Source organism: Bartonella harrusi, from assembly GCF_024297065.1.
Lineage (GTDB): Bacteria > Pseudomonadota > Alphaproteobacteria > Rhizobiales > Rhizobiaceae > Bartonella > Bartonella harrusi.
The window spans coordinates 2,212,795-2,235,184 of record NZ_CP101114.1; the positions used below are offsets into that span (position 1 = coordinate 2,212,795).

Below are 22,390 nucleotides of genomic sequence, written 5' to 3' on the forward strand. Positions count from 1 at the left end.
ATAATAATGCGAATAAGTAATTATGCATTACGAATAATCATGAAACAGCACTTTGTTTAGTTTTTCTATCAGGGATGATTTTTTTCAAGTTGTTTGAGGTGATAGAGTGCCTCTAAAGCTTGCTTAGGAGAGAGTTCATCGGGATGGATATTTTTTAAAGCTTCATGAAGTGCACAATGTTTATTTGTTGTATTATCTACGGGAGATGTCGCTTGAAGGGAAAAGAGCGGGAGGTCATCAATTAATTTATGTCCTTTTCCAGCCATTTCACCTTGTTCTAATTGGTGGAGAACATCTGTAGCACGTGTAATAACCGCCTTGGGAAGTCCAGCAAGTTTTGCAACTTGTACGCCGTACGATCTATCGGCAGCTCCTTTTGTAACTTCATGAAGAAAAATCACATCACCATCCCAATTTTTTACTTTCATTGTTACATTATGAAGGCGATCAAGTTTTTGGGTGAGAGCTGTCATTTCATGAAAATGTGTAGCGAGAATAGCACGGCAGTGATTAACTTCATGAAGATATTCAACAGCGGCCCAAGCAATAGAAAGCCCATCAAAAGTCGATGTGCCGCGTCCAATTTCGTCAAGAATAACCAGGGAATGACTACTCGCATGATTAAGAATCGTTGCTGTTTCGACCATTTCCATCATAAAAGTTGAACGTCCGCGTGCAAGATCATCAGAAGCACCAACACGACTAAACAAACGATCAACAACGCCAATATGCGCTGTCGTCGCTGGAACGAAAGAACCCATTTGTGCCATAATAGCAATAAGAGCGTTTTGCCGCAAAAAGGTTGATTTCCCTCCCATATTGGGACCTGTCAAAAGCCAAATAGCTGCATATTGTTGATTTTCTTGCACAGAGAGATCACAGTGATTGGTAACAAATGGTTCTGCTGCTTGCTTTCGTAGTGCTTGCTCTACGACAGGATGGCGCCCTGCCATGATATGAAAGGTAAGTGATTGATCAACTTTAGGACGACAATATCCTTGTTCTTCAGCAAGATGCGCTAAAGCAACAGTGACGTCTAAAACAGCGAGTGCTTCAGAGGCTTTACGAATAAAATCAACCTGTTCGGTCATTTCATGAACAAGAGTCTCAAAAATTTCTAATTCGAGTGTGAGTGCATGGTTAGCGGCATGAGCAATACGGCTTTCAAGGTCGGCAAGCTCTGTTGTGGTAAAGCGCATAGCATTTGCCATTGTTTGTCTATGGATAAAACGGGCTTTAGCTTGTGGGCTATTTGTAAGAGCAGACGCTTGTCCATTGGTTACTTCAATGAAATAGCCTAGAATATTGTTATGTTTGATTTTGAGCGCCTTAATATCTGTTTCTTGAGCATATTGTGCTTGAAGTTCAGCAATAACACGGCGAGATTCATCACGCAGAGCACGCATTTCATCGAGCTCTTTACGGTATTGAGGGCGAATAAAACCACCATCACGTTTAAGGAGAGGAAGGTCATCCGCTAACGCCTGTTCAAGATGTAAATGCAAAGCGGTAGGGAGGTGTGAAAAAATCTGTTGTACGTCACTTATTTCTTGAGGAAGCAATTCATTGTTGAGAAGCTGATGAAGTTCACGAATGATTTCAAAGCCGCGCTGGATTGTCGCCATATCACGGGGTCCCCCTCTACCAAGAGCTAACCGAGAAACTGCGCGTGGCATATCTGGTCCCCCTTTTAAAGTTAACTTTATGGTTTCTGCAAGGGATGGGTTGCGTAGAAAAAAGTCGATGGAATCTAGACGTTTATCAATAGCCGCAGGTGTGGTGAGAGGAGCAATAAGACGATCAACAAGGAGGCGAGATCCCCCTCCTGTTACGGTACGGTCAATAGCTTTTAATAAACTACCATCGCGTTGACCAGATGTTGTTCGAATAAGCTCAAGATTCATTCTAGTTGCTGCATCAATGAAAAGGGTCGCACTTTCATTTTGACGTTCAGGACGCATGAGAGGAGGGCGATGGGTGATTTGCGTTTTTTCAATATAACGAATGGCAGCAGCGATTGCGGAGAGTTCGGGGCGTGAATAATCGGCAACGCCTTCAAGGGTTGAGAGTTGAAAATAACTACAAATATCGCGTTCAGCAGTAATGACATCAAAGAGATTAATGGGTTGAGGCGAAATGATGCGACCAAGAACATCAAAAAGTGATTTGTGGGATTTATCATGAAAAAAAGCGTCAGCGACAATGATTTCTTGAGGATCCACGCGCATAATATCTGCTAAAAGCTTTTCATTGCGGCTTTCCATGACACGAAAGATGCCTGTTGAAATATCAATCCAGGAAAGGGCAAATTCCTCTCCATCGCTGGTTTTTATACGGGCAAGTGTCATCAGATAATTTGCACGCGTTGGATCAAGGAGCTTTTCTTCTGTTATGGTCCCAGGTGTGACAAGACGAACGACATCGCGCCGAACAACCGATTTTGCCCCGCGTTTTTTTGCTTCTGCAGGATCTTCTGTCTGTTCACAAACAGCAACACGATAGCCGCAGGCAATAAGTTTTTGCAAATAATCATCAGCAGTATGAACGGGAACACCACACATAGGAATATCTTCACCCAAATGTTTTCCGCGTGTTGTAAGTGTGATTCCTAAAGCTTGAGCGGCTTCAATTGCATCATTAAAAAACAACTCATAAAAATCCCCCATTCTATAAAAGAGAAGCGAATCATTATTAACTGCTTTGATTTCTATGTATTGCTCCATCATAGGTGTGAGGCGCTGTTGATGAAGAGCAGGTGAGGGGGTAGGCTGTGGAACTAAATTATTGTTATGATCACTTATCTTATCCATTTTTGTGCGCTTGTCTCTTGCAAATGAGGCTTTGATACCCTTTTTTGTTTACTTCAATGTTTATCTTCATTATCCCTAAATTAAAACGTATGATCCGCTCTGTTAAAGAAAGCATAACGATTTATAACATATGAATCAAATTTTAAAATCGGACAATGACGCACATTTAGAGCAGAATTTACACTGTTTTTGGAAAGCTAAATGAGATGAAAAAAAGTGATCAAGATCAGAAAACACCTCAAACGATTTATAGTGCTAGTGAGAGGGAAGCCCTTGATTTTCATAGTCGTGGTCGGCCTGGAAAGCTTGAAATCGTTGCAACAAAGTCTATGGCAACGCAGCATGATTTAGCACTTGCTTATTCTCCAGGTGTTGCTGTTCCCGTTAAAGCAATTTCTGAAAATCCAGCATTGGCTTATGACTATACAGCAAAGGGCAATCTTGTTGCTGTTATATCAAATGGAACAGCGATCTTAGGTTTAGGCAATTTAGGTGCACTCGCATCTAAACCTGTCATGGAAGGCAAAGCAGTCCTTTTTAAGCGCTTTGCAGATATTGATTCAATTGATCTGGAAATTGATACAAACGATACGGAAAGCTTTATCAATCTGGTGCGTCATTTGGAACCTTCTTTTGGTGGCATAAATCTTGAAGACATTAAAGCACCAGAGTGCTTTATGATAGAAAGTCGCTTACGTGAGATCATGAATATTCCTGTTTTTCATGATGATCAACATGGTACAGCGATTATTGTTGCTGCTGGTGTAATCAATGCACTCCATTTAACGGGGCGCGATATGCAAAATACGCGGTTAGTCTGTAATGGTGCTGGTTCTGCGGGAATTGCTTGTATTGAATTGATTAAGGCGATGGGATTTCGATCTGAAAATATCATACTTTGTGATACGAAAGGTGTGGTCTACGAAGGTCGCAAAGAGGGAATGAATCAATGGAAGTCTGCCCACGCTATTCGAACGGATAAACGCACCCTTGCTGAAGCAATGGAAGGCGCTGATATGTTTTTCGGAGTTTCTGCTAAAGGGGCGATTACTCCTGAAATGGTAAAGTCGATGGCACCTCAACCAATTATTTTTGCTATGGCCAATCCCGATCCAGAAATTACACCGGAAGAGGTTATGCAAGTGCGTGGTGATGCCATTGTTGCAACAGGTCGTTCGGATTATCCAAATCAGATTAATAATGTTCTTTGTTTTCCTTATATCTTTCGTGGTGCACTTGATGTGCGTGCAACGGTCATCAATGAGGATATGAAAATTGCTGCCGCAAAGGCTTTGGCGCGATTGGCCCATGAAGATGTCCCTGACAGTGTTGCGGAAGCTTATCGTGGAAAGCGATTAAAATTTGGTCCGGATTATATCATTCCTGTCCCCTTTGATCCGCGTTTGTTCACCGTTGTTTCAATGGCGGTAGCAAAAGCGGCAATGGAAAGCGGTGTTGCACAAAAGCATATTGATGACTTAGAAGCTTATGAACGTGATTTGAATGCGAGGCGTGATCCCATTTCTTCCATTATGCGTGGTGTTTACACTCACGTTCGTCAAGCACCAAAACAAATTGTTTTTGCAGAAGGTGAAGAAGAGCAAGTAATGCGAGCGGCTGTTTCCTACGTTCATCAAAAACTAGGACAGGCGATTTTAATTGGTCGTGAAGAACAAGTGAGAGAAACAGCTGCTCTTGCTGGGATTGATCTGGAACGTGAAGGTATTTCTATTACGAACGCCAAGCTTTCTTGTCGCACAGATGCTTATGCAAATTATCTTTATAAAAAAATGCAACGCCAAGGCTGGTTATTGCGTGATTGTCATCGTCGTATCAATAATGATCGCAATTATTTTGCTGCTTGTATGGTGGCATTGGGTGATGTTGACGCGATGGTGACAGGGGTAACACGCAATTATGAAACAGCATTGATTGATATACGTCGCGTGATTGAGGAGAAGCCAAAAGAACGATTGATTGGTATTTCCATGGCTATTTGTCGTGGACGCACGGTGTTTATTGCGGATACAGCGATTTATGAACATCCCAACGCTGAGGAACTTGCTGATATAGCAGAACAAACAGCTTCTTTTGTTTGTGGATTTGGGTATCAACCGCGGGTAGCGTTTGTAGCATTTTCTACTTTTGGCTATATGAAAGGACAAGTTACGCAACATATTCAAAATGCTATAAATATTTTACATGAACGCAAAGTTAGCTTTGAATTTGATGGGGAAATGAGTGCTGATGTAGCGCTTAATTCAAAATTGATGCAGCAATATCCTTTTATGGGATTGAAAGAGCCTGCTAACATTTTAGTGATGCCTGGATATCATGCGTCTTCTATTGCAAGCAAAATGCTACAAGAGCTTGGTGAAGCGACAATCATTGGTCCTATTTTGATTGGATTGGAAAAATCTGTCCAAATTGTACCATTTAGTGGAAGTGATACAGATGTTGTTAATATCGCAATGCTCGCTGCTTACCATGCAAAAAAGATGTAAAAAAAGGCCTCTGATATTTCAGGGCCTTTTTGAAAACAAAAAAATAACTTTTTAAGAGAGCTGTCCCTCACTTTGATTGTCTTTTTGTTCTTCAGCAAGGCGCTTTTGGAACAGAGCGGCAAAATCAATTGGGTCAATCCACAAAGGTGGGAAACCACCATTTTGAGTGGCGTCAGAGATAATCTGCCGAGCAAACGGAAACAAAAGACGGGGACATTCAATAAAAACAAGAGGCATCACATGTTCTTGTGGAATATTTTTAATATGAAAAACGCCACCATAAATGAGTTCTACATGAAATAATGTTTCAGTGTCATCATCAGCTTTGACAGAGAGGGTTAAAATGACATCGTAATTATCATCACCAATTGGGTTGGCGTTGACATTAATGTTGATATCGATTTGGGGTGCTTTTTGACGTGGATGTAGTGAGCGAGGAGCGTTTGGATTTTCGAATGACAAATCTTTTAAATATTGAGTTAATACAGCAAAAACTGGTTCTCCACCGTTATTGTTCATTTCACCTTCAGCCATAACCAACCTCTCATCATCATTGTGTGTATTTCTATTTTATATCTAAAGATCAAGCTGGTTATCATGCTTCGCAAAAGGTTGCAAGGAACCCTCTTGTTGTCTTGATTATTTTTTTAATCACTTACAAATTTTTTAGCATTTTAAGGATGATCATCATTTTTACGCCATGGAGATTCTGTGGAATTATGGACCTGATAGTCTTCTCCGTTAAGATCAATGATTTTTTCAGATTCGTTTTGCGCACTGGTGTTGTTTTGAGTGTGAGAATTCATTTTATTACCAAATGATGAAAAAAAACGCCAAACAACGGAGCGAACTGGTTTAATAAGGAATAATATTCCCAAAAGATCGCTTACAAAGCCTGGAAGAATAAGTAAAATCGCGCCAACAATGATGAAAACATCATCAATCATATAATTTTTTAATGAACGCCCTTGGATAAATTCACGTTGTATGTTTTTTAAAAGACTAAATCCTTGAATTCGCAATAAAATAATACCAAATAATGTTGTAAGAACAATCAGACTCAAAGTTGCTAAAATTCCAATTTCTTTTCCAACAAAGATAAAACCGGCAATTTCAATCAAAAGAGCGCCGAGGAGGAGAATGATAAAAAAGCGAGGATTTATGGAGTAAAACTTTATCACACAAAAATTTCCTTCTCAAGTTTAGGATAGAAAAATAGAGAGCTCTTCTTGTATAAACACGAATGAATAAAGGCCATGAAGATGTATGAAAGGCTATAAAAATATTTAAATAGTAGATTCCTTATTTTACATATTTAGTTATAAATGATATTGACTGCAATGTTTATTACAGATCATCTTAGATTTGGAGATTAACAGCGCCCATGGAATTTGACGTTATACTTGTCATAGCTCTTGTTATTATGGTTGTCGTTTTTGTACAGCTGCGTAATGTATTAGGAAAGCGAATTGGTTTTGAAAAGCCTCCTTTCGACCCTTATTCACGTCATTCTAAAAAACAGAGTGAAGCAGAAACGACAGATAATGTTGTTTCGTTCCCTCATCAGGATAATGCACAAAAGAGTGATTTTAATGAAATTGATGCAATTTCACCAGAGGGAAGTGCACTGAATAAAGGTTTACGCGCACTTCGCCAGAGTGATCCTCATTTTTCTCCTCAATTTTTTATAAAAGGTGCCCAAGTTGCTTATGAAATGATTGTAACAGCTTTTGCTAAAGGGGATCGTGATCAGCTTAAGAAATTACTTTCTCAAAATGTTTTTGAAAGTTTTAGTGCGGCTATTGAGCAACGCAAAAAAAACAATGAAAAAGTTGATTTCACTTTTGTTGGAATTAATAAAATCGAGTTTATCACGGCAGAAATGCAAGAGAAGGAACAATTTTTAACTGTACGGATTGTTAGTGAAATGATTTCTGTAACTTATAATGAGCAGGGAGAGCGTATTGATGGTGATCCTGATGCTATTGTAGAAATTAGAGATATTTGGACTTTTGTTCGCAATAGTCTATCGTCGGATCCCAATTGGAAACTTTTTGCAACGGAAGATGAAAATTAAGATCTCTTTGGTTCATAAGGTCGTATAAATAAGCTTTATAAGAGATTGATAATTGAAATGTCTACGGATAAAGGGAGAGAGAAGAAGGATTTATTGACTGCAAAGGATCGTCTTTTATGGGAAAGGGTTTGTCATACGATCTTTCCTCTTCATGATGAGCTCCATTTTTCTATAGAAAAAAATGCAACAAAGATTGATCATAAAAAACAGCATCTGTCATCAATCTTTTCATTATCTCAGGGGAAACAGCAAAGACCAACAGTGGTTAAAAGAGAAACGACAGCGATTGCCAAAACACAGAGGGTCCATTTCTTTGATCATGTTGTCCATCGTAAAATTGCTAAAGGGCATTATCCACTTGAAGCGCGTCTTGATCTTCATGGTTATGGGCAGGAAGAAGCTTATTTTCTCTTAAAAGAATTTTTACAATCATCTCAGCAAAGTGGATTACGTTATGTGCTTGTGATTACAGGAAAAGGTCGTTCAGTTGGAAGTGATGGCACTTTATATAAATTTGTTCCTCATTGGTTATCGACATCAGCTTTTCGGTATTATGTTCGTGCATTTGAGCGCGCAGCTCGTCAACATGGTGGTGGAGGTGCGCTTTATGTTTGGTTGCGCCGTTTTGAGCGGGGCAAAGGGCTATAATATCGTTTAGATTTTTTCAGGTTCAGGTTTGGTTTTATCAGCTATAGTATTTTACAAGCTATATTTTGGGGCAAAAGCTGTGAGAATATAAACTTTATCGTGAAATTCACACCATTGCGTCTAATTTTTACAAACAAGGATTCTGCTGAAAACATTTTTGAGTGAAAGGATTATCGTTATTGCTAAAAAATATTTGTTGAAACAGTATTATAAAGAATATTCAAAGCATTACGGGATTTTTGAGAGGTTTAGTTTTTTTCAACAATGAGATGTTTGTTTGCTCGCTTTGTTTTTGATTATTGGGATTATTCTAGCAATATGTTTGAATTTTTGTATGCTATCAACAATTTTATTACCAAAAAGCATACAATTTTTCTTAAAAATATATACGCTAATGGAGCTTTTTCGCTATCCTTCTTCTGTTTATAAAGCAACAGACTAAGAGTGTTATTATATTGACTCTCTCCATACTGTACTTTTTTGCATGAAGATAATTTATAAAATTCTCATTTGAGCTCGATGACAATTGCTCTTTTGATATTCAAGCATATTTTTTTGATTCTTAAAATATATAAGATATTGATTTATAAATGTTAATTTATCGTTTTGCATGTTGAATAAGAGACCAAATATTCTAAGATTTTCTCACTTCAAACCTGCTTTTGTTAAATCAATCAAAGCCATTCCCGTGCATCTCACAAGTGAAATGATCGTGTGGATAAAAACACGAGAAGAAAAGCAAAATGCCTGTTATGAATCTTCTTTATGCAAGGGTTATTGCAACATTGGGGGCTGGCAAAGAGAATAATGATGCCGGCTTGCTTCTTCACAAGTGAAAAGATGGTGGTATTCAATGGATTTACCGATATATTCCTTCACGGGTGCTGTCGTGAAATGGGTCTGGGTGCGCTTTAAGAAAGGTTTCTTTAAAAAATACCGTGAATTGGCAACACAATGGCGTTTTATTCTACATGAAAAGTCGTGACTCCATTAACTTTACCGGTACCCAATGTTGCGACAGCCCTTGTTATTTAGACGATTCATAACAGGCATTTTTGCTCTTTTCTTTAGAGTTTTTTACTCACACGACAACCCCGTTTATGACGTGCAAATAAATGATTATGATTGATTTAACAAAAGCAGGTTTAAGATGAGAGAATCTTACAATATTCGAGTCTCTCATTCAACATGTAAGACGATAAATTATTGTTATAAATCAAAGTTTTACCATTAAAAGACATGACCAACAAAAGCGTGAGGCAATATGTAATCTTTGTTATCTAAAAGACCTTGTTGTAGATGCTTTTGAAAGTCGTAAAGTTGAGTTAAAATATGATGGTAAAGATGGAAACAGATTTTCACCTTTACAGCTTTATATCCTCCCTAAATAAAGAGAATTTCGAATAAACAATAGGCCCCCATTCATGGAGCTTGTTCGATTTTAAAATATTTTTTATATTTAAAATCAATAATTTGATACGATTATAAAGAGTGTCAAAAAACTTGGTTGTGTTAAGAGATCAATTCTTGCTGATATGCCAAGAATAAAAGAGAGGTCTTTTCAGGGAGAAAGGAACGTATTTTAAGGGATGTGGGTTGCTTGATAAAAGCATATGGAATGCGTGTTGATTTGAACAAAGAGCATGATTGTGTAGGCAATAAAAAACGGTTAACTCTAAGGAAATAACGTACATAATACACTCTAAAAGTTTATTCTAACCCTTTTTATGCTCCAGATGCGTAATAAAACTGACTTTAGCGACAGCCAATATCTTCCTCTTTATGAGGAATCTTTGTTACATTTCATTTTCAGAAAATTCTTGTGGTTTAAAACGATAAGTTGTTGAACAAAATTCACATGTGACTGAAATATACTCACCTTCAACCATTTCATTGCGTTCCTCAACGGGAAAAGCTTCCAACATTTCTTTAATTTTTTCATGCGAACAAGAGCATTGATCGATGAGAGAAGAAGGACTAAAAACTCTAACACCTTGTTCGTGGAAGAGGCGGAACAATAACCGTTTACTGCCAACTTGAGGGTCTGTTAATTCTGCACTTTCAATGGTTGCTGTCAATGCCTTGGCCTCTTGCCATTGATTTTCAAGTTGTGTTTGCGTTTTCATTTCTTCTGTTTTTTTATCTGGTTCATATATTTGATGCTGAGATGATGCTTTAGGCAAGAGTTGGGTCAAAAGTCCTCCTGCTCTCCAGTTTTTCTGTGGCTTTCCTTGTTGATCTCGGTTCATTAATATAGCAACTGCCAGACGTATATCGGTAGGAATTTGTTCTGATTGATCAAAATAGGTACGGGAAGCTTCTTGTAAATTTTCCCCATCTAATGCCACTATTCCCTGATAGGGCTGTGTATGAGTTCCTTGGTCAATAGTAAAAGCTAAGGTACCTTTTCCCAACAGTGTTTCTGAAGATATTTGTTCATTGATGATTGTTTTTTTAAACTTTTCTTTATCAAAACGCGCATAACCACGGAGGCTAGAAGGAGGAGAGAAGTCACACACCAACATATTAACGGGTCCATCGGAATGGGTTTGTAAAATAAATTTTCCCTTAAGTTTTAGAGAGGTTCCAAGCAGAACGGTCAAAACTAAAGCTTCTGCGAGAAGATAAGAAACCGGTTCGGGATATTGATGCCTTGTCAGAATAGAATTTAAAGTTTCTCCAAGTTGTACAGCACGTCCTCGAATATCCAGTTCTTCGATTTGAAAGGGAAGAACGGTATCATCTTCACTAAAAAGGATATTACTGAGAGAAGATGTCTCTGTGGATTGCTCGTGCATCGTATCTTTGCCTTTTAAATGATTTATTTTGTAGGCTATTGTGAAGGGAAAAGTGCATCTTGTAAACACCATGCAAGAATTGCTTTTTGGGCATGAAGACGATTTTCCGCCTCATCAAAAACAACGGAATGCGCTCCATCTATCACAGCATCGACAACTTCTTCACCACGATGAGCAGGAAGACAATGCATGAAAAGAGCATCGGGTTTGGCTAATTTCATCAAAGCTTCATTCACTTGATAAGGTTGAAAAACAGAATGATTGCGAGCACGAAATTCTTGTCCCATAGAAAACCATGTGTCAGTTATAATACAATCAGCATCTTTAGCGGCCTTTTGTGGATCATTGGTCAGTGTAATATATGCCCCTCGTTCACGAGCCCAATGGACAAATTTCTCTTGTGGTTCACTGCCTTTGGGAGTAGCGATTCGCAAATGGAAGCTAAAAAGAGCAGCAGCTTCAATCAAGGAATGCAGCACATTGTTGCCATCTCCCATCCACGCAAATATTTTGTTTGCAACAGGCCCACGATGCTCTTCATAAGTCAGTATATCTGCTAGAATTTGGCAAGGATGCGTATCATCGGTAAGGGCATTAATAACAGGAATTTGTGCGTATTGTGCCAATTCGAGCATCCGATCATGAAGTGTTGTTCGTAAGGTCACGATGTCCACAAAACGCGATAAAACGCGTGCTGTATCAGCGATGGTTTCACTATGGCCAAGCTGCATTTCTGAACCTGTTAGCATAATTGTATCCCCACCCAGTTGGCGCATGCTGATATCGAATGAAATACGGGTTCGTGTGGACGGTTTTTCAAAAATCATTGCCAGTGTTTTACCAACAAAAGGTTTTGAACTTTTTCCTACTTTGAAGGATACTTTAAGACTTTTTGCATAATCGATCAGAGCACGTGCCGTCTGCGGGGTTAAAACCGATAAATCGGTGAAATGGCGAAGAACATTTGTCATATTTATGATACTTGCTTTTTTTTGTTTGTTTGTGAAAGAGAAGCAATTGCTTTTTCAATACGAAATAAACTTTCCTCTACTTCTTCTTCAGTTATAATGAGGGGGGGCAATAAACGCACCACATTATTGTTAGCAGCAACACTGAGAACAAATTGCTTTTCCAAGGCATTGACAACGGCATTTGCAGGAGCAACACACTGGATACCTAGCATAAGACCAACACCTTGAATAGCGGAGAAAATATCAGGATAGCTGTTGAGAATTTTTGAAAGTCCACTTTTTAGCTTATGTCCCATTTTCTGAACATGGTGAAGAAAACCTGGTTCTAAGATGATATCAAGAACACTGTTGCCTACAGCCATCCCAAGAAGATTTCCGCCAAAAGTTGAACCATGGGTTCCTGGTGTCATACTTTTTGCCACTTCATTTGTTGCAAGACAAGCTCCCAACGGAAATCCACCACCCAGTCCTTTTGCAAGCGTAAGAATATCAGGTATAATATCACTCCATTCATAAGCAAAAAGCTTTCCTGTTCGTCCAATACCTGTTTGGACTTCATCCAGAATGAGTAACAGATTATGATCATCGCAGATTTGGCGCAGAAACCTTAAAGTTTCGCGAGGAACGGTTCGTATCCCTCCTTCACCCTGAATAGGTTCAATAAGAATAGCTGCGGTCTTTTTATTGATAGCGTTCCGCAAAGCATTTTTATCACAAAAAGGAATTTGAATAAATCCCCCAGCTTTGGGTCCAAAGCCTTCAAGATATTTTTCATGTCCAGTTGCAGCAAGCGTTGCAAGTGTGCGCCCATGAAATGCCCCTTCAAAAGTAATAATTTCAACGCGTGTTGGATGACCAGAGGCATAATGAGCATGACGAGCCGTTTTGAATGCGCATTCAAGTGCTTCAGCGCCAGAATTACAGAAAAAAACCTTATCAGCAAAGCTGTTTGCACAAAGTTGTGCAGCAAGAGCTTCTTGTTCGGATGATTGAAAAAGATTGGAAATATGCCAAAGTTTTTCAGCTTGTTTTTTGAGGGTCTCAACCAACTTTGGATGTGCATACCCTAACACATTGACAGCAATACCAGATGTCAAATCGAGATAACGTTCACCTTTATCAGAAATAAGCCAGACACCCTCACCTTTTTTGAAATGCAAATTCCGTCGAGCAAAGCACGTATAAAGTGGCTGTATAGTGGTAGTGCCCATCATTATTTCCTTTATATTTTAAGGATTTGCTATATAGTAAACAAAACAATGCTGTAAATAAAGCGTTTTATAATTTTCACTACAGGGCAACCAGCGCTTCATTTTAGCAAAGAATGGATAAAAACTCTGTAATCTGTAAGAAGCCTTTATAGGAAAAGTCTTCACTAAATACAAAAGTTTTTCCTCTCTTTGATTTGCAAGTTGGGGAAAACATTCTAAATAGACTCTTCAAGGAGGAAAGGCTCTTGTCAGAGAGTCGGTGCATATTGTAGTTTAAATCAGTAAGCAAGGTTGTATTTCAGTTTGTACGTTTCATAGATTGAGTGTTTTTTTGTACTCGAGAGGAGTATGAAATTTTTCATTCAATTTATTGAACATGTTGTTCAAACATTTGAAGATGCAACAAGATGCATCTCAATGAGGTGATCAGAATGGAGTGCTAAGATGGGTTGGACATATGAACGCGTTGAACTTCTTAAGAAGCTTTGGAGTGAAGGGTTAAGTGCAAGTCAGATTGCCGCTCAGTTAGGGGGAGTCAGTAGGAATGCTGTGATCGGTAAAGTGCATCGGTTAAAGTTACCAGGACGTGGTAAGACAGCACAAGGGGGAGCACGTGCACAAAAGGCATCTCCTAGTGCGCCGTCTCCTCGTATACGCCGTACCCCTTCAGCTGTATCGCCAACGAATGCTGTTTCTTGCAGTGCTGAAGTAACACCTTTAAAGGTGGAGCCTGTCGTAGAAGATGTCACAGAAACAGATTTTCCTACAAATTCAAATGTGGTTGTGCCTCTATCACGTCAGCTTAATCTTTTACAATTGAGTGAAAATACATGTCGATGGCCAGTTGGGGATCCTTTATCACCAGATTTCCATTTTTGTGGTGCCGATTCTGGTGAAAATGGTCCCTATTGTGCCTTTCATGCCAAGATAGCATTTCAGCCAATCTCTGAAAGACGACGGATAAGAGTATAATATTAGCAATGTCATTTCTATTGCCTTCTCTACCTTAGTCGTTAATGTATATTTTTTGTGTAATCTTTGAAATAGGCATACAGCCTAATTTAGAGAGAATATGAAGGTATAAAGGTGCAACCACTCACCATCTTTACCGTCATTTTAATTCAGTTTTACGGCTTTTAAAAGCATCGAGAGCAATATCTTTTAAATAATGGAGATTACGCATTGCCTCACGTTCTTTAATGGGGTCACGATCCTCATGCAAAACAGAACGCCATTGTGTTGCACATTCACGCGCTTTTTTTAAGAAACATTTCTTAAAGCGCACCCAGTCCCATTTCACGACAACGTCTGTGAAGGGTAATAGTGCAAAAACTATTGAGTACCATCATCTTTACGCTTATAAGGTACAAGCCGGCACCATCATACTCTTTATCAGCTCTCAATGTTGCGACAGTCCTTGCATAAAAACGATTCATAAGAGGTATTTTACTCCTTTCTTGAGAGTTTTTTATCCACACAAGAATCCTACTTGTGATGCGCAAGGGAATGGTTTTGATTGATTCAACATAAAGCAAGTTTGAAATGAGAGAATCTTAGGATATTCGAGTCTCTCATTCAATATGCAAAACGATAAATTATCTTTATAAATTAATGTATTGTTAATATATCATTCTCTTATAAGAAGAAGTTTGTGAGGCTGAGGTCTCTCATGAAGAGGGAATATGTTTCCATAAAAGAGTTTGTTGGTGTGTTATTTATTTATATTATTGTGTGATGATATGCTAAAGAGATGCTGATTATTATTCATTTTTTATCGTCTCTTCTCATTGAGCTTTACAGTTTTAAAATCTCTACAACACTCTTTCAAAAACAGTGGAGATTAGAGGTGCTTCGTTTTTTTCTTTTTCATTCTGTAGTGGAATTGTGCTTTGCACGAAGAAAAATACGACTTGTTCATGACACGCTTATTTGAAAACAACCTCTTTTTTGCTTCAAATCTCATCACGCATGAGAATAGTGCTAAATTGATAAAAGGGAGAAATATTGTTACGCTTATAAAAGTATAAATCAGTATTTTTATACCCTTTTTTAGCTTCCAATGTTATCTCTTTTCTTCCATTAAAAGATTTCATGAGAGATATATTTTACCTTTGCCCAAATAATTTTACACATCCCTTCTTACTGTGGCATGCAATTAAGCCTTTGAAGTTTGATTTAAAGTGTGATGAAAGAGGAAAATCTCATGATATTCACTTTAAGAGTGAGAAATAATCAATTAATACGTTGAATTTTTTGTCATAATAGCTTTTTCAATTTTTGGCAGAATTTTTTTCTGATAAATTTGCCATGTTAAAGGTCCCACATGTTTGGCAATAATAAGACTTTCTTTATTCAAAAGAAAAGTTTCTGGTGGTCCATAGACACCCCAATTAATAGCTGTATATCCTGAAGTGTCAAAGCCAATAGCTTTAAAAGGATTACCAAAATTTCTCAAAAAGCGTTGTGCGTTCTCTTTGCTATCCTTATAATTAATACCAATAACGTCAAAACGTTGATCTTGTGCAATCTTCATAAGAAGGGGATGCTCTGTGCGACAAGATAAACACCAAGATCCCCAAAAATTGACCAATGTTACGCGTCCTTTAAATTGTTCTGAATTGAGAAGATGATTTTCCTTACCAAGGAGGGGCAGATTGGTTTTTGGAGCGGGTTTTTCAGATAATGTGTTTAGAGGAAGGAAATTATCATTGGGATGTTTGCTACTTGTAAAATAGAAGAAAAGCATAATGAGAAGAAGAAAAAACACAAAGGGTCCAAAAAGACCCAATAAAGCGAATAAAGATACGCTGTTTTTAGGTTTTTGAAGGACCTTGTGCATTCTATTTTTCTTCTTCGAACAGCTCTTTTTGCTTCAACTGTTGTAGGATTTTTTTCTGATATTGACCTTTGTAGAGAATGTACCCAATAAAACATAAAAGAGAGAGTGCAGAAAACATATAGCTTAGAACCACAATTTGTTCGTGGTGAAGGGTACCAAGAAACCAGTCAATTTTCTGAAAGAGATTTCCTAAAACTTCATTGTGAATGTTGTTTAGGTCGAGCATGATGAAGAATCCTGATGTTGTACATAACGGGCTTTTTTAATCTGAAGTATTTGGATATGACGACGATTGATTTCATTTCGCATAGCCATCAAATAGAGTAAAATAAACAGAAGGCTGAAACACAATATCATTGTTATGAGGGGCCATAACATAGCATGCTCGATAGTTGGTCCTCCTGAACGTAAAAGTGACGCTGATTGATGGAGTGTATTCCACCAATTAACGGAGAATTTAATAATGGGAATATTGATCAGCCCAACGAGTGTGAGAATTGCTGTAGCGCGTGTCGCTTTTGTTTTGTTATCAAAAGCGCGAGCAAGCATGATAATGGCAAGGTAGATAAAAAGTAAAATTAAAACTGATGTAAGACGTGCATCCCATACCCACCACGTTCCCCATGTTGGGCACCCCCAAAGTGCACCAGTCATCAGAGCCAAAGCGGTAAAAAGTGCTCCAATAGGCGCACCGCATCTGAGTGCGATATCAGCAAGATGATGTCTCCAAACCAAACTTTCTAATGCAGCAATGCTTATTATGATATAACCAAATGTTGAGAGCCAGGCAAATGGTACATGAATATACATAATCTTGACGGTGATACCTTGTTGATAGTCATCAGGCGAATGCACAATCAGAACAAACCCTAAAAAAAGAAGACAGAATATGATACCCGTTAACCAAGGCAAAATAGCACTGCTTATTTTCATAAAACGGGTTAAACTTGGTGGAAGTGACCTTGTTTTATATATGTGAGATGTTTTCTTCATGAGATTTATAATAGGCAGAGTTTTACTGTGCGGCAATCATCTTTTATGATTCTGATAAAAGCTTGAGCGTTATAGCGGCAACAAAAGAGCTAAAAAGACTCAAAAGAAGTGAAAAAGCAATAAGAAGAGTCAAGGAAGCACAAAAAGAGATATGTGGATTTGTTGGCGCTATAGCAGCTGAAACACCAAAAATCATAATTGGAATAATCCACGGTAAGATGATGATAAAAATGAGAAGAGTACTGTGTAACAATGATATAGCTAGGGCTGCTCCTATCGCGCCGATAAAAATAATGGCAGGTGTTCCGCATAAGAGAGTAAGTATCGTTGTGAAAGTGATCGTAGCATCTAAATGGAGCATGAATGCTAAAATAGGAGTAACAAAAAGAAGAGGAAACATTGTTCCTACCCAATGGGCAAGGCATTTGGTAAAGACGATCAATGTCAAACTTTGTCTTTGTTCAGAGAGGATAAATTGGTCAAATGTTCCATCATCGTGATCAGTTTGAAAAAGTTTATTCAGATTGAGAAGTCCTGCGAGAAGAGCTCCAAACCATAATATGCCTGGGCCTATTTGTGCCAGTACTTTAGGATCTGGTCCAATGGCAAAGGGGGTTACCAAAACAACAGCGATGAAAAACAAAAGTCCTGTTAACGAAGAGGCTTGCGGAGTTAAAGCGAGTTTAAGATCACGCCAGAACAGAGCTTTCATTTTCTTCTCTCTTTAGAAAGTGAGAATTCTTCTAGAGCAATTTTTATGTTTTCCAAAATTCCGAGGGGATGATGGGTTGCAGCGATAATCATACCGCCTTGATTGAGATGGCGCTGAAAAATATTGGCAAGAAGAATTTGAGCATGGTTATCAACGCCCGATATTGGTTCATCTAAAATCCAAATAGGACGATGGGAGAGCAAAAGACGCGCAATGGCCACACGCTTTTTTTGTCCAGTTGATAAAACATTGAAGGGTAAAGTTTCAAGATCAGAAAGACCGATGTCGGCAAGAGCTTCCTGCGGACAAAGCAAATGTTGTCCATAAAATGCTGACCAAAATTGCAGATTTTCGATAACCGATAAGGAAGGTTTCATAGCATTTTGTGAACCAAGATAATGACATGCCGTAGCGACAGGATATGTTTGTTTTTTGTCTTTAAGAGTTATAGAACCCTCAGCAGCTTCAAGAAGACCAACGATGATTCGTAATAATGTAGATTTTCCGATTCCATTTGGACCTGTGACTATCATAAGTTGTTGTGGAAATAAGCAAAAAGAAAGATCTTCAAACAGAACGTCGTGGTTTCTATGAGCGGCCAAATTCTTACCTGATAACACCATGTGGCTGTCTACTTTGCTTTTCTTTTGAGAACATTTATTGCATCCTAGGATAAAAAATTACATAATCGCATAAAAAACATGTTTTTTATGCGATTATGTCTAGAATAGTTCTAGAAATAGTTCTATAAACTATATATTACATTAATATTTGGTGTAAAATATAATTTTTGGCGCTGATTTCCGAATTTGCCTATGGGAGAGCAGAGGGGGAAATGGATGGCGGAGGTAATTGCGTCTGCGTTCAGGCTGCGACCTTAACTCGTAGTTTGTGTTGTTCATTCCGGGAAATTGGGTGGTTTATAGCATGAGGGTGGACAGTCATGACTCAAATTGATAGCTTTAATTGTCGCAGAACTTTAGATGTTGAGGGCAAGGAATATATTTATTACAGTTTGATTGAAGCGGAAAAGAATGGGCTCGATGGTGTTTCTCGTCTACCGTTTTCAATGAAGGTTATTCTCGAAAATTTATTACGTTTTGAAGATGGACGTTCGGTTAAAAAAGAAGACATCCTAAATGTTGCTAAGTGGTTAAATGACAAAGGCAGTGCGGGTGCGGAAATTGCTTACCGTCCCGCGCGCGTTCTTATGCAAGATTTCACGGGTGTGCCTGCGGTTGTTGACCTTTCGGCAATGCGTGATGCTATGGTTAAACTTGGCGGGAACGCTGACAAAATCAACCCTCTTATTCCCGTTGATCTCATCATTGATCATTCAATTATTGTTGATTATTTTGGCAACCCTATGGCCTTTAAAGAAAATGTTGAGTGTGAATATGAACGCAACAGTGAACGCTATCGTTTTCTCAAATGGGGACAGCAAGCGTTTCAAAATTTTCGCGTTGTTCCTCCAGGCACAGGGATTTGCCATCAAGTTAATCTAGAATATTTAGCACAATGTGTGTGGATGAAGAATGAGGAAAAACATCAGACAGTTTATCCTGATACCTGTGTAGGAACAGATTCTCATACAACGATGGTAAATGGTTTGGGTGTTTTAGGTTGGGGTGTTGGTGGTATTGAAGCAGAAGCGGCAATGTTAGGCCAGCCCGTTTCTATGCTGTTGCCTGAAGTGATAGGTTTCCGTTTAACCGGTAGATTAAAAGAAGGCGTAACAGCGACTGATTTAGTGTTGACGGTTACGCAAATGTTACGAAAGAAGGGTGTCGTTGGTAAGTTTGTTGAGTTTTTTGGTCCAGGTCTGGAGCATATGACACTTGCTGATCGAGCAACAATTGGGAATATGGCACCTGAATATGGTGCAACCTGTGGTTTTTTTCCAATTGATAAAGAAACAGTGCGTTATCTCAATATGACAGGGCGGGATGAAAGTCGGATTGCTCTGGTAGAAGCTTATTCTAAAGCGCAAGGGATGTGGCATGATGAAGAAATAGCCAATCCTATTTTTAGTGATACAATTGAATTAAATATGGAAAGTGTTGTGCCTTCTATGGCTGGTCCTAAACGTCCTGAAGGCCGAATGGCATTGGAAAATGTTGGACAGGGTTTTGAGGGAGCGTTGGTCGAAGACTATAAGAAGACTGTTGGGCAAGATGACCGTTATGAAGTTGAAGGTGAGGAGTTTACGCTTGGCCATGGTGATGTTGTGATTGCTGCGATTACCTCTTGCACAAATACATCAAATCCAAGTGTTCTTATTGCCGCAGGTCTTTTAGCGCGTAATGCTGTAGCGAAAGGTCTTAAGAGAAAACCATGGGTTAAAACTTCTCTTGCACCTGGTTCGCAAGTTGTTGAAGCTTACCTTATCAATTCTGGTCTACAAAAAGATTTAAATGCACTAGGGTTTAACTTAGTGGGTTTTGGGTGCACAACGTGTATAGGGAATTCTGGTCCTTTGTCCCCAGCTATTTCCAAAACAATTAATAATCATAGTTTAATTGCTGCTGCAGTTCTTTCAGGAAATCGTAATTTTGAAGGGCGTGTATCCCCTGATGTGCAAGCGAATTATTTAGCTTCACCACCACTGGTTGTTGCACACGCTTTGGCAGGAACAGTGCGTAAAGATTTAACGAAGGAGCCTCTTGGAGAAGGTTCAGATGGTCAATCCGTTTACTTGAGAGACATTTGGCCAACGTCTAAAGAAATCCAAGAATTTATCGAAAAGAGTGTTACACGTAAACTTTTTGCTGAAAAATATGCGGATGTTTTTAAGGGGGACAAACATTGGCGAGAAGTTCAGGTTCCTTCGGGTTCTACCTATTCTTGGGATGAGCAATCAACATATGTCCGTAATCCACCTTATTTTGAGAAGATGCGGAAAATTCCTGATGTCTTGTCAGATATTAAGAATGCGCGGATTTTAGGTTTATTTGGTGATAAAATCACAACAGATCACATTTCTCCGGCTGGTTCCATTAAGACTGATTCTCCAGCGGGTAAATATTTGATGGACCATGGGGTTAGCGTGGCTGATTTTAATCAGTATGGAACACGTCGTGGGAATCATGAAGTGATGATGCGTGGGACTTTTGCCAATATTCGCATTCGCAACTTCATGCTGGGAGAAAATGGTCGTGAAGGAGGGTATACAATTCATTATCCTTCAGGGACAGAGCAAACAATTTATGATGCCGCAATGGCCTATAAGCAGGAAGGTGTCCCCCTCGTTATTTTTGCTGGTATTGAATATGGTAATGGGTCATCGCGTGATTGGGCAGCGAAGGGCACCAATCTTCTTGGTGTAAAAGCAGTGATTGCTCAATCTTTTGAGCGGATTCATCGTTCAAATCTTGTTGGTATGGGAATCGTTCCCTTTGTTTTTGAAGCGGGTACGAGTTGGCAATCTTTAGGCTTAAAGGGGGATGAAAAAGTAACGATTGAAGAGATTCATGACTTAAAACCTCGTCAGAAAACAGTGGCGACCATTACTTTTTCTGATGGAACGATAAAAAATGTTCCTTTATTGTGTCGTGTTGATACAGAGGATGAGTTAGACTATTTGCATCATGGTGGAATTTTGCAATATGTTTTGCGAAACCTAGCAGTTTAAACGACATTCGTTCAGGATGTCTTTAAACTATTCAAATAAGTGTTCAGAAGTTTGGCTTTATCTTTTTATGCCTCTTTTTGAAAATTCGATTGACGTTAGCTTAAGGATTGCGCTATAAGCTGCGCTGTTATTGGCAGCTTTAAATTTTATTGCTGAGATTAGATTTATTTAGATAGGTAGGGGTGTTGTTTGAACCGATCCTACCTGATGCGTTGAAAGAGAGAGATTTATGGCGAATACACCTTCCGCTCGAAAGGCGGTGCGCAAAGTTGCAGCACGTACACAGGTTAATAAGGCCCGCCGTTCACGCGTTCGTACCTTTATACGTAAGTTTGACGATGCTTTAGCCGGTGGTGATAAGGCTTCTGCAGAAAGAGCGTTTAAGAATTTTGAACCTGAAATTATGCGTGCAGTTTCCAAAGGGGTTTTTCATAAAAACGCTGCTGCGCGAAAAGTATCACGTTTAGCAAGACGTTTAAAGGCTTTTAGCGTTTAGGCTTCTCCATTTTACTAAAAAAACCAGCATCGGTGTGGATGCTGGTTTTTTTTTACATATTTTTTGGAAAGATTCGCCTTTTTAGGAGAAAAAATTGGTAGCGATTCTTCTGTTTAAAAGGAGAAAAAATACGTAGATTTTGTATGGTTATCCACAAGCTCTGTGGATTTTTCCAGAGTCTTTTTTGTCAAGTATTTTTATTTTTTTTTTTTCATCTGAAAAGATTCTTTAATTATTCGTAAATTTAGTAAAAAAAAATGAATTGAATCAATAATTTTTCTCATTTCTCATTTTTATCAGCAGTTTTATGGCGGTTTTAAGGGGCTTTTGATTTCATTTTGACCTCTTGCATTTTACCTCTGCTGTTTTGTATGGTTCTTACGGAGACTAAAAAACATACAGGGGTTACATCAGCTTATTATTTTTTATATTGCGTAGAGGATGCTTTGAATTAGGCTATTATGGGTTCTCATGGTGTGTATTTTTTTGACATGTTTTTTCGTTTTCTATTGATCTGTTTGCCATTTTAAAAGAGTGAGTTGCGTTGTGCGTACAAGTAAATCTTAATTGGTCATCTTTTTTGATGGGATTGTAATGAGGCTATCCTAGTGGGGGGATAAGAGTTTTATTTGGGGTAGGGCGTTTTGCCTTTGCTAAGTTAATTTTTAGCTGTTTGGTAGGACATTTTTTTTATTTTTAT

17 protein-coding genes and 2 pseudogenes are annotated in these 22,390 nt (G+C 38.6%); 7 read left to right on the plus strand and 12 right to left on the minus strand.

All coding sequences use genetic code 11. The features are described 5' to 3' along the window. Positions 1-68: 68 nt before the first annotated feature. Positions 69-2,810, minus strand: coding sequence for a DNA mismatch repair protein MutS (gene mutS, locus NMK50_RS10320; protein ID WP_254770392.1), 2,742 nt, complete (start codon positions 2,808-2,810; stop codon positions 69-71). A 206-nt stretch (positions 2,811-3,016) separates the two neighbouring features. On the opposite strand from mutS, the gene NMK50_RS10325 reads away from it, so the two are divergent. Next, positions 3,017-5,314: an NADP-dependent malic enzyme gene (locus NMK50_RS10325; protein WP_254770393.1), complete on the plus strand. Its 2,298-nt coding sequence runs from the start codon at positions 3,017-3,019 to the stop codon at positions 5,312-5,314. A gap of 51 nt (positions 5,315-5,365) precedes the next feature. Here NMK50_RS10325 and secB read toward each other — a convergent pair whose 3' ends face one another. Next, complete coding sequence (secB, locus tag NMK50_RS10330) at positions 5,366-5,848, minus strand: protein-export chaperone SecB (protein ID WP_254770394.1); 483 nt, start codon at positions 5,846-5,848, stop codon at positions 5,366-5,368. A gap of 140 nt (positions 5,849-5,988) precedes the next feature. Further along, entirely contained in the window at positions 5,989-6,495 is a 507-nt protein-coding gene (locus NMK50_RS10335) for an FxsA family protein (RefSeq protein ID WP_254770395.1), read from the minus strand. Between the two features lie 203 nt (positions 6,496-6,698). On the opposite strand from NMK50_RS10335, the gene NMK50_RS10340 reads away from it, so the two are divergent. From NMK50_RS10340 to NMK50_RS10675, 3 genes and pseudogenes are all read left to right on the plus strand, one after another. Then, positions 6,699-7,391 (plus strand): Tim44/TimA family putative adaptor protein, encoded by a 693-nt coding sequence (locus tag NMK50_RS10340; protein ID WP_254770396.1) that lies wholly within the window; start codon positions 6,699-6,701, stop codon positions 7,389-7,391. A 57-nt stretch (positions 7,392-7,448) separates the two neighbouring features. Beyond that, entirely contained in the window at positions 7,449-8,039 is a 591-nt protein-coding gene (locus NMK50_RS10345) for a Smr/MutS family protein (protein ID WP_254770397.1), read from the plus strand. A 743-nt stretch (positions 8,040-8,782) separates the two neighbouring features. Beyond that, positions 8,783-9,015 (plus strand): annotated as a pseudogene (locus NMK50_RS10675) (integrase); the annotation flags it as partial. Positions 9,016-9,835: 820 nt separating this feature from the next. Here the strand turns inward: NMK50_RS10675 and NMK50_RS10350 are convergent. From NMK50_RS10350 to NMK50_RS10360, 3 genes are read right to left on the minus strand one after another with little or no spacing between them, the layout of a single operon-like run. Continuing rightward, on the minus strand, positions 9,836-10,837 hold the full coding sequence (locus tag NMK50_RS10350; RefSeq protein WP_254770398.1) for an Hsp33 family molecular chaperone: 1,002 nt from the start codon (positions 10,835-10,837) through the stop codon (positions 9,836-9,838). A 35-nt stretch (positions 10,838-10,872) separates the two neighbouring features. Beyond that, on the minus strand, positions 10,873-11,808 hold the full coding sequence (gene argF / locus NMK50_RS10355) for an ornithine carbamoyltransferase (protein ID WP_374112182.1): 936 nt from the start codon (positions 11,806-11,808) through the stop codon (positions 10,873-10,875). Positions 11,809-11,810: 2 nt separating this feature from the next. Further along, positions 11,811-13,019 (minus strand): aspartate aminotransferase family protein, encoded by a 1,209-nt coding sequence (locus NMK50_RS10360; RefSeq protein ID WP_254771244.1) that lies wholly within the window; start codon positions 13,017-13,019, stop codon positions 11,811-11,813. Between the two features lie 444 nt (positions 13,020-13,463). Here NMK50_RS10360 and NMK50_RS10365 point away from each other — a divergent pair, with 444 nt between their 5' ends. After that, positions 13,464-13,991 carry a GcrA family cell cycle regulator gene (locus tag NMK50_RS10365; RefSeq protein WP_254770399.1) on the plus strand — a complete coding sequence of 176 codons (528 nt, stop codon included), beginning with the start codon at positions 13,464-13,466 and terminating at the stop codon, positions 13,989-13,991. Between the two features lie 55 nt (positions 13,992-14,046). On the opposite strand, the pseudogene NMK50_RS10370 reads toward NMK50_RS10365, so the two are convergent. From NMK50_RS10370 to ccmA, 6 genes and pseudogenes are all read right to left on the minus strand, one after another. Continuing rightward, positions 14,047-14,464: pseudogene (locus NMK50_RS10370) on the minus strand (integrase); the annotation flags it as partial. Between the two features lie 791 nt (positions 14,465-15,255). After that, positions 15,256-15,858 carry a DsbE family thiol:disulfide interchange protein gene (locus NMK50_RS10375; RefSeq protein WP_254770400.1) on the minus strand — a complete coding sequence of 201 codons (603 nt, stop codon included), beginning with the start codon at positions 15,856-15,858 and terminating at the stop codon, positions 15,256-15,258. Position 15,859: 1 nt separating this feature from the next. Then, positions 15,860-16,084 carry a hypothetical protein gene (locus NMK50_RS10380; protein WP_254770401.1) on the minus strand — a complete coding sequence of 75 codons (225 nt, stop codon included), beginning with the start codon at positions 16,082-16,084 and terminating at the stop codon, positions 15,860-15,862. Then, entirely contained in the window at positions 16,072-16,851 is a 780-nt protein-coding gene (locus NMK50_RS10385) for a heme ABC transporter permease (RefSeq protein WP_254770402.1), read from the minus strand. Before NMK50_RS10385 ends, NMK50_RS10380 begins: the two co-directional genes overlap by 13 nt. 43 nt (positions 16,852-16,894) lie before the next feature. Next, a complete protein-coding gene (ccmB, locus tag NMK50_RS10390) occupies positions 16,895-17,563 on the minus strand; it encodes a heme exporter protein CcmB (RefSeq protein WP_254770403.1) in 669 nt (222 codons plus the stop codon). Continuing rightward, positions 17,560-18,186 carry a heme ABC exporter ATP-binding protein CcmA gene (ccmA, locus tag NMK50_RS10395; protein ID WP_254770404.1) on the minus strand — a complete coding sequence of 209 codons (627 nt, stop codon included), beginning with the start codon at positions 18,184-18,186 and terminating at the stop codon, positions 17,560-17,562. The genes ccmB and ccmA overlap by 4 nt, the downstream gene beginning before the upstream one ends. Before the next feature lie 320 nt (positions 18,187-18,506). Between ccmA and acnA the strand changes: the two genes are divergently transcribed. Beyond that, on the plus strand, positions 18,507-21,194 hold the full coding sequence (gene acnA / locus NMK50_RS10400) for an aconitate hydratase AcnA (protein ID WP_254770405.1): 2,688 nt from the start codon (positions 18,507-18,509) through the stop codon (positions 21,192-21,194). 229 nt (positions 21,195-21,423) lie between these two features. Further along, the gene (gene rpsT / locus NMK50_RS10405) at positions 21,424-21,690 is read left to right on the plus strand and encodes a 30S ribosomal protein S20 (protein ID WP_254770406.1); all 267 of its coding nucleotides are present in this window, start codon (positions 21,424-21,426) and stop codon (positions 21,688-21,690) included. Positions 21,691-22,390: the final 700 nt, after the last annotated feature.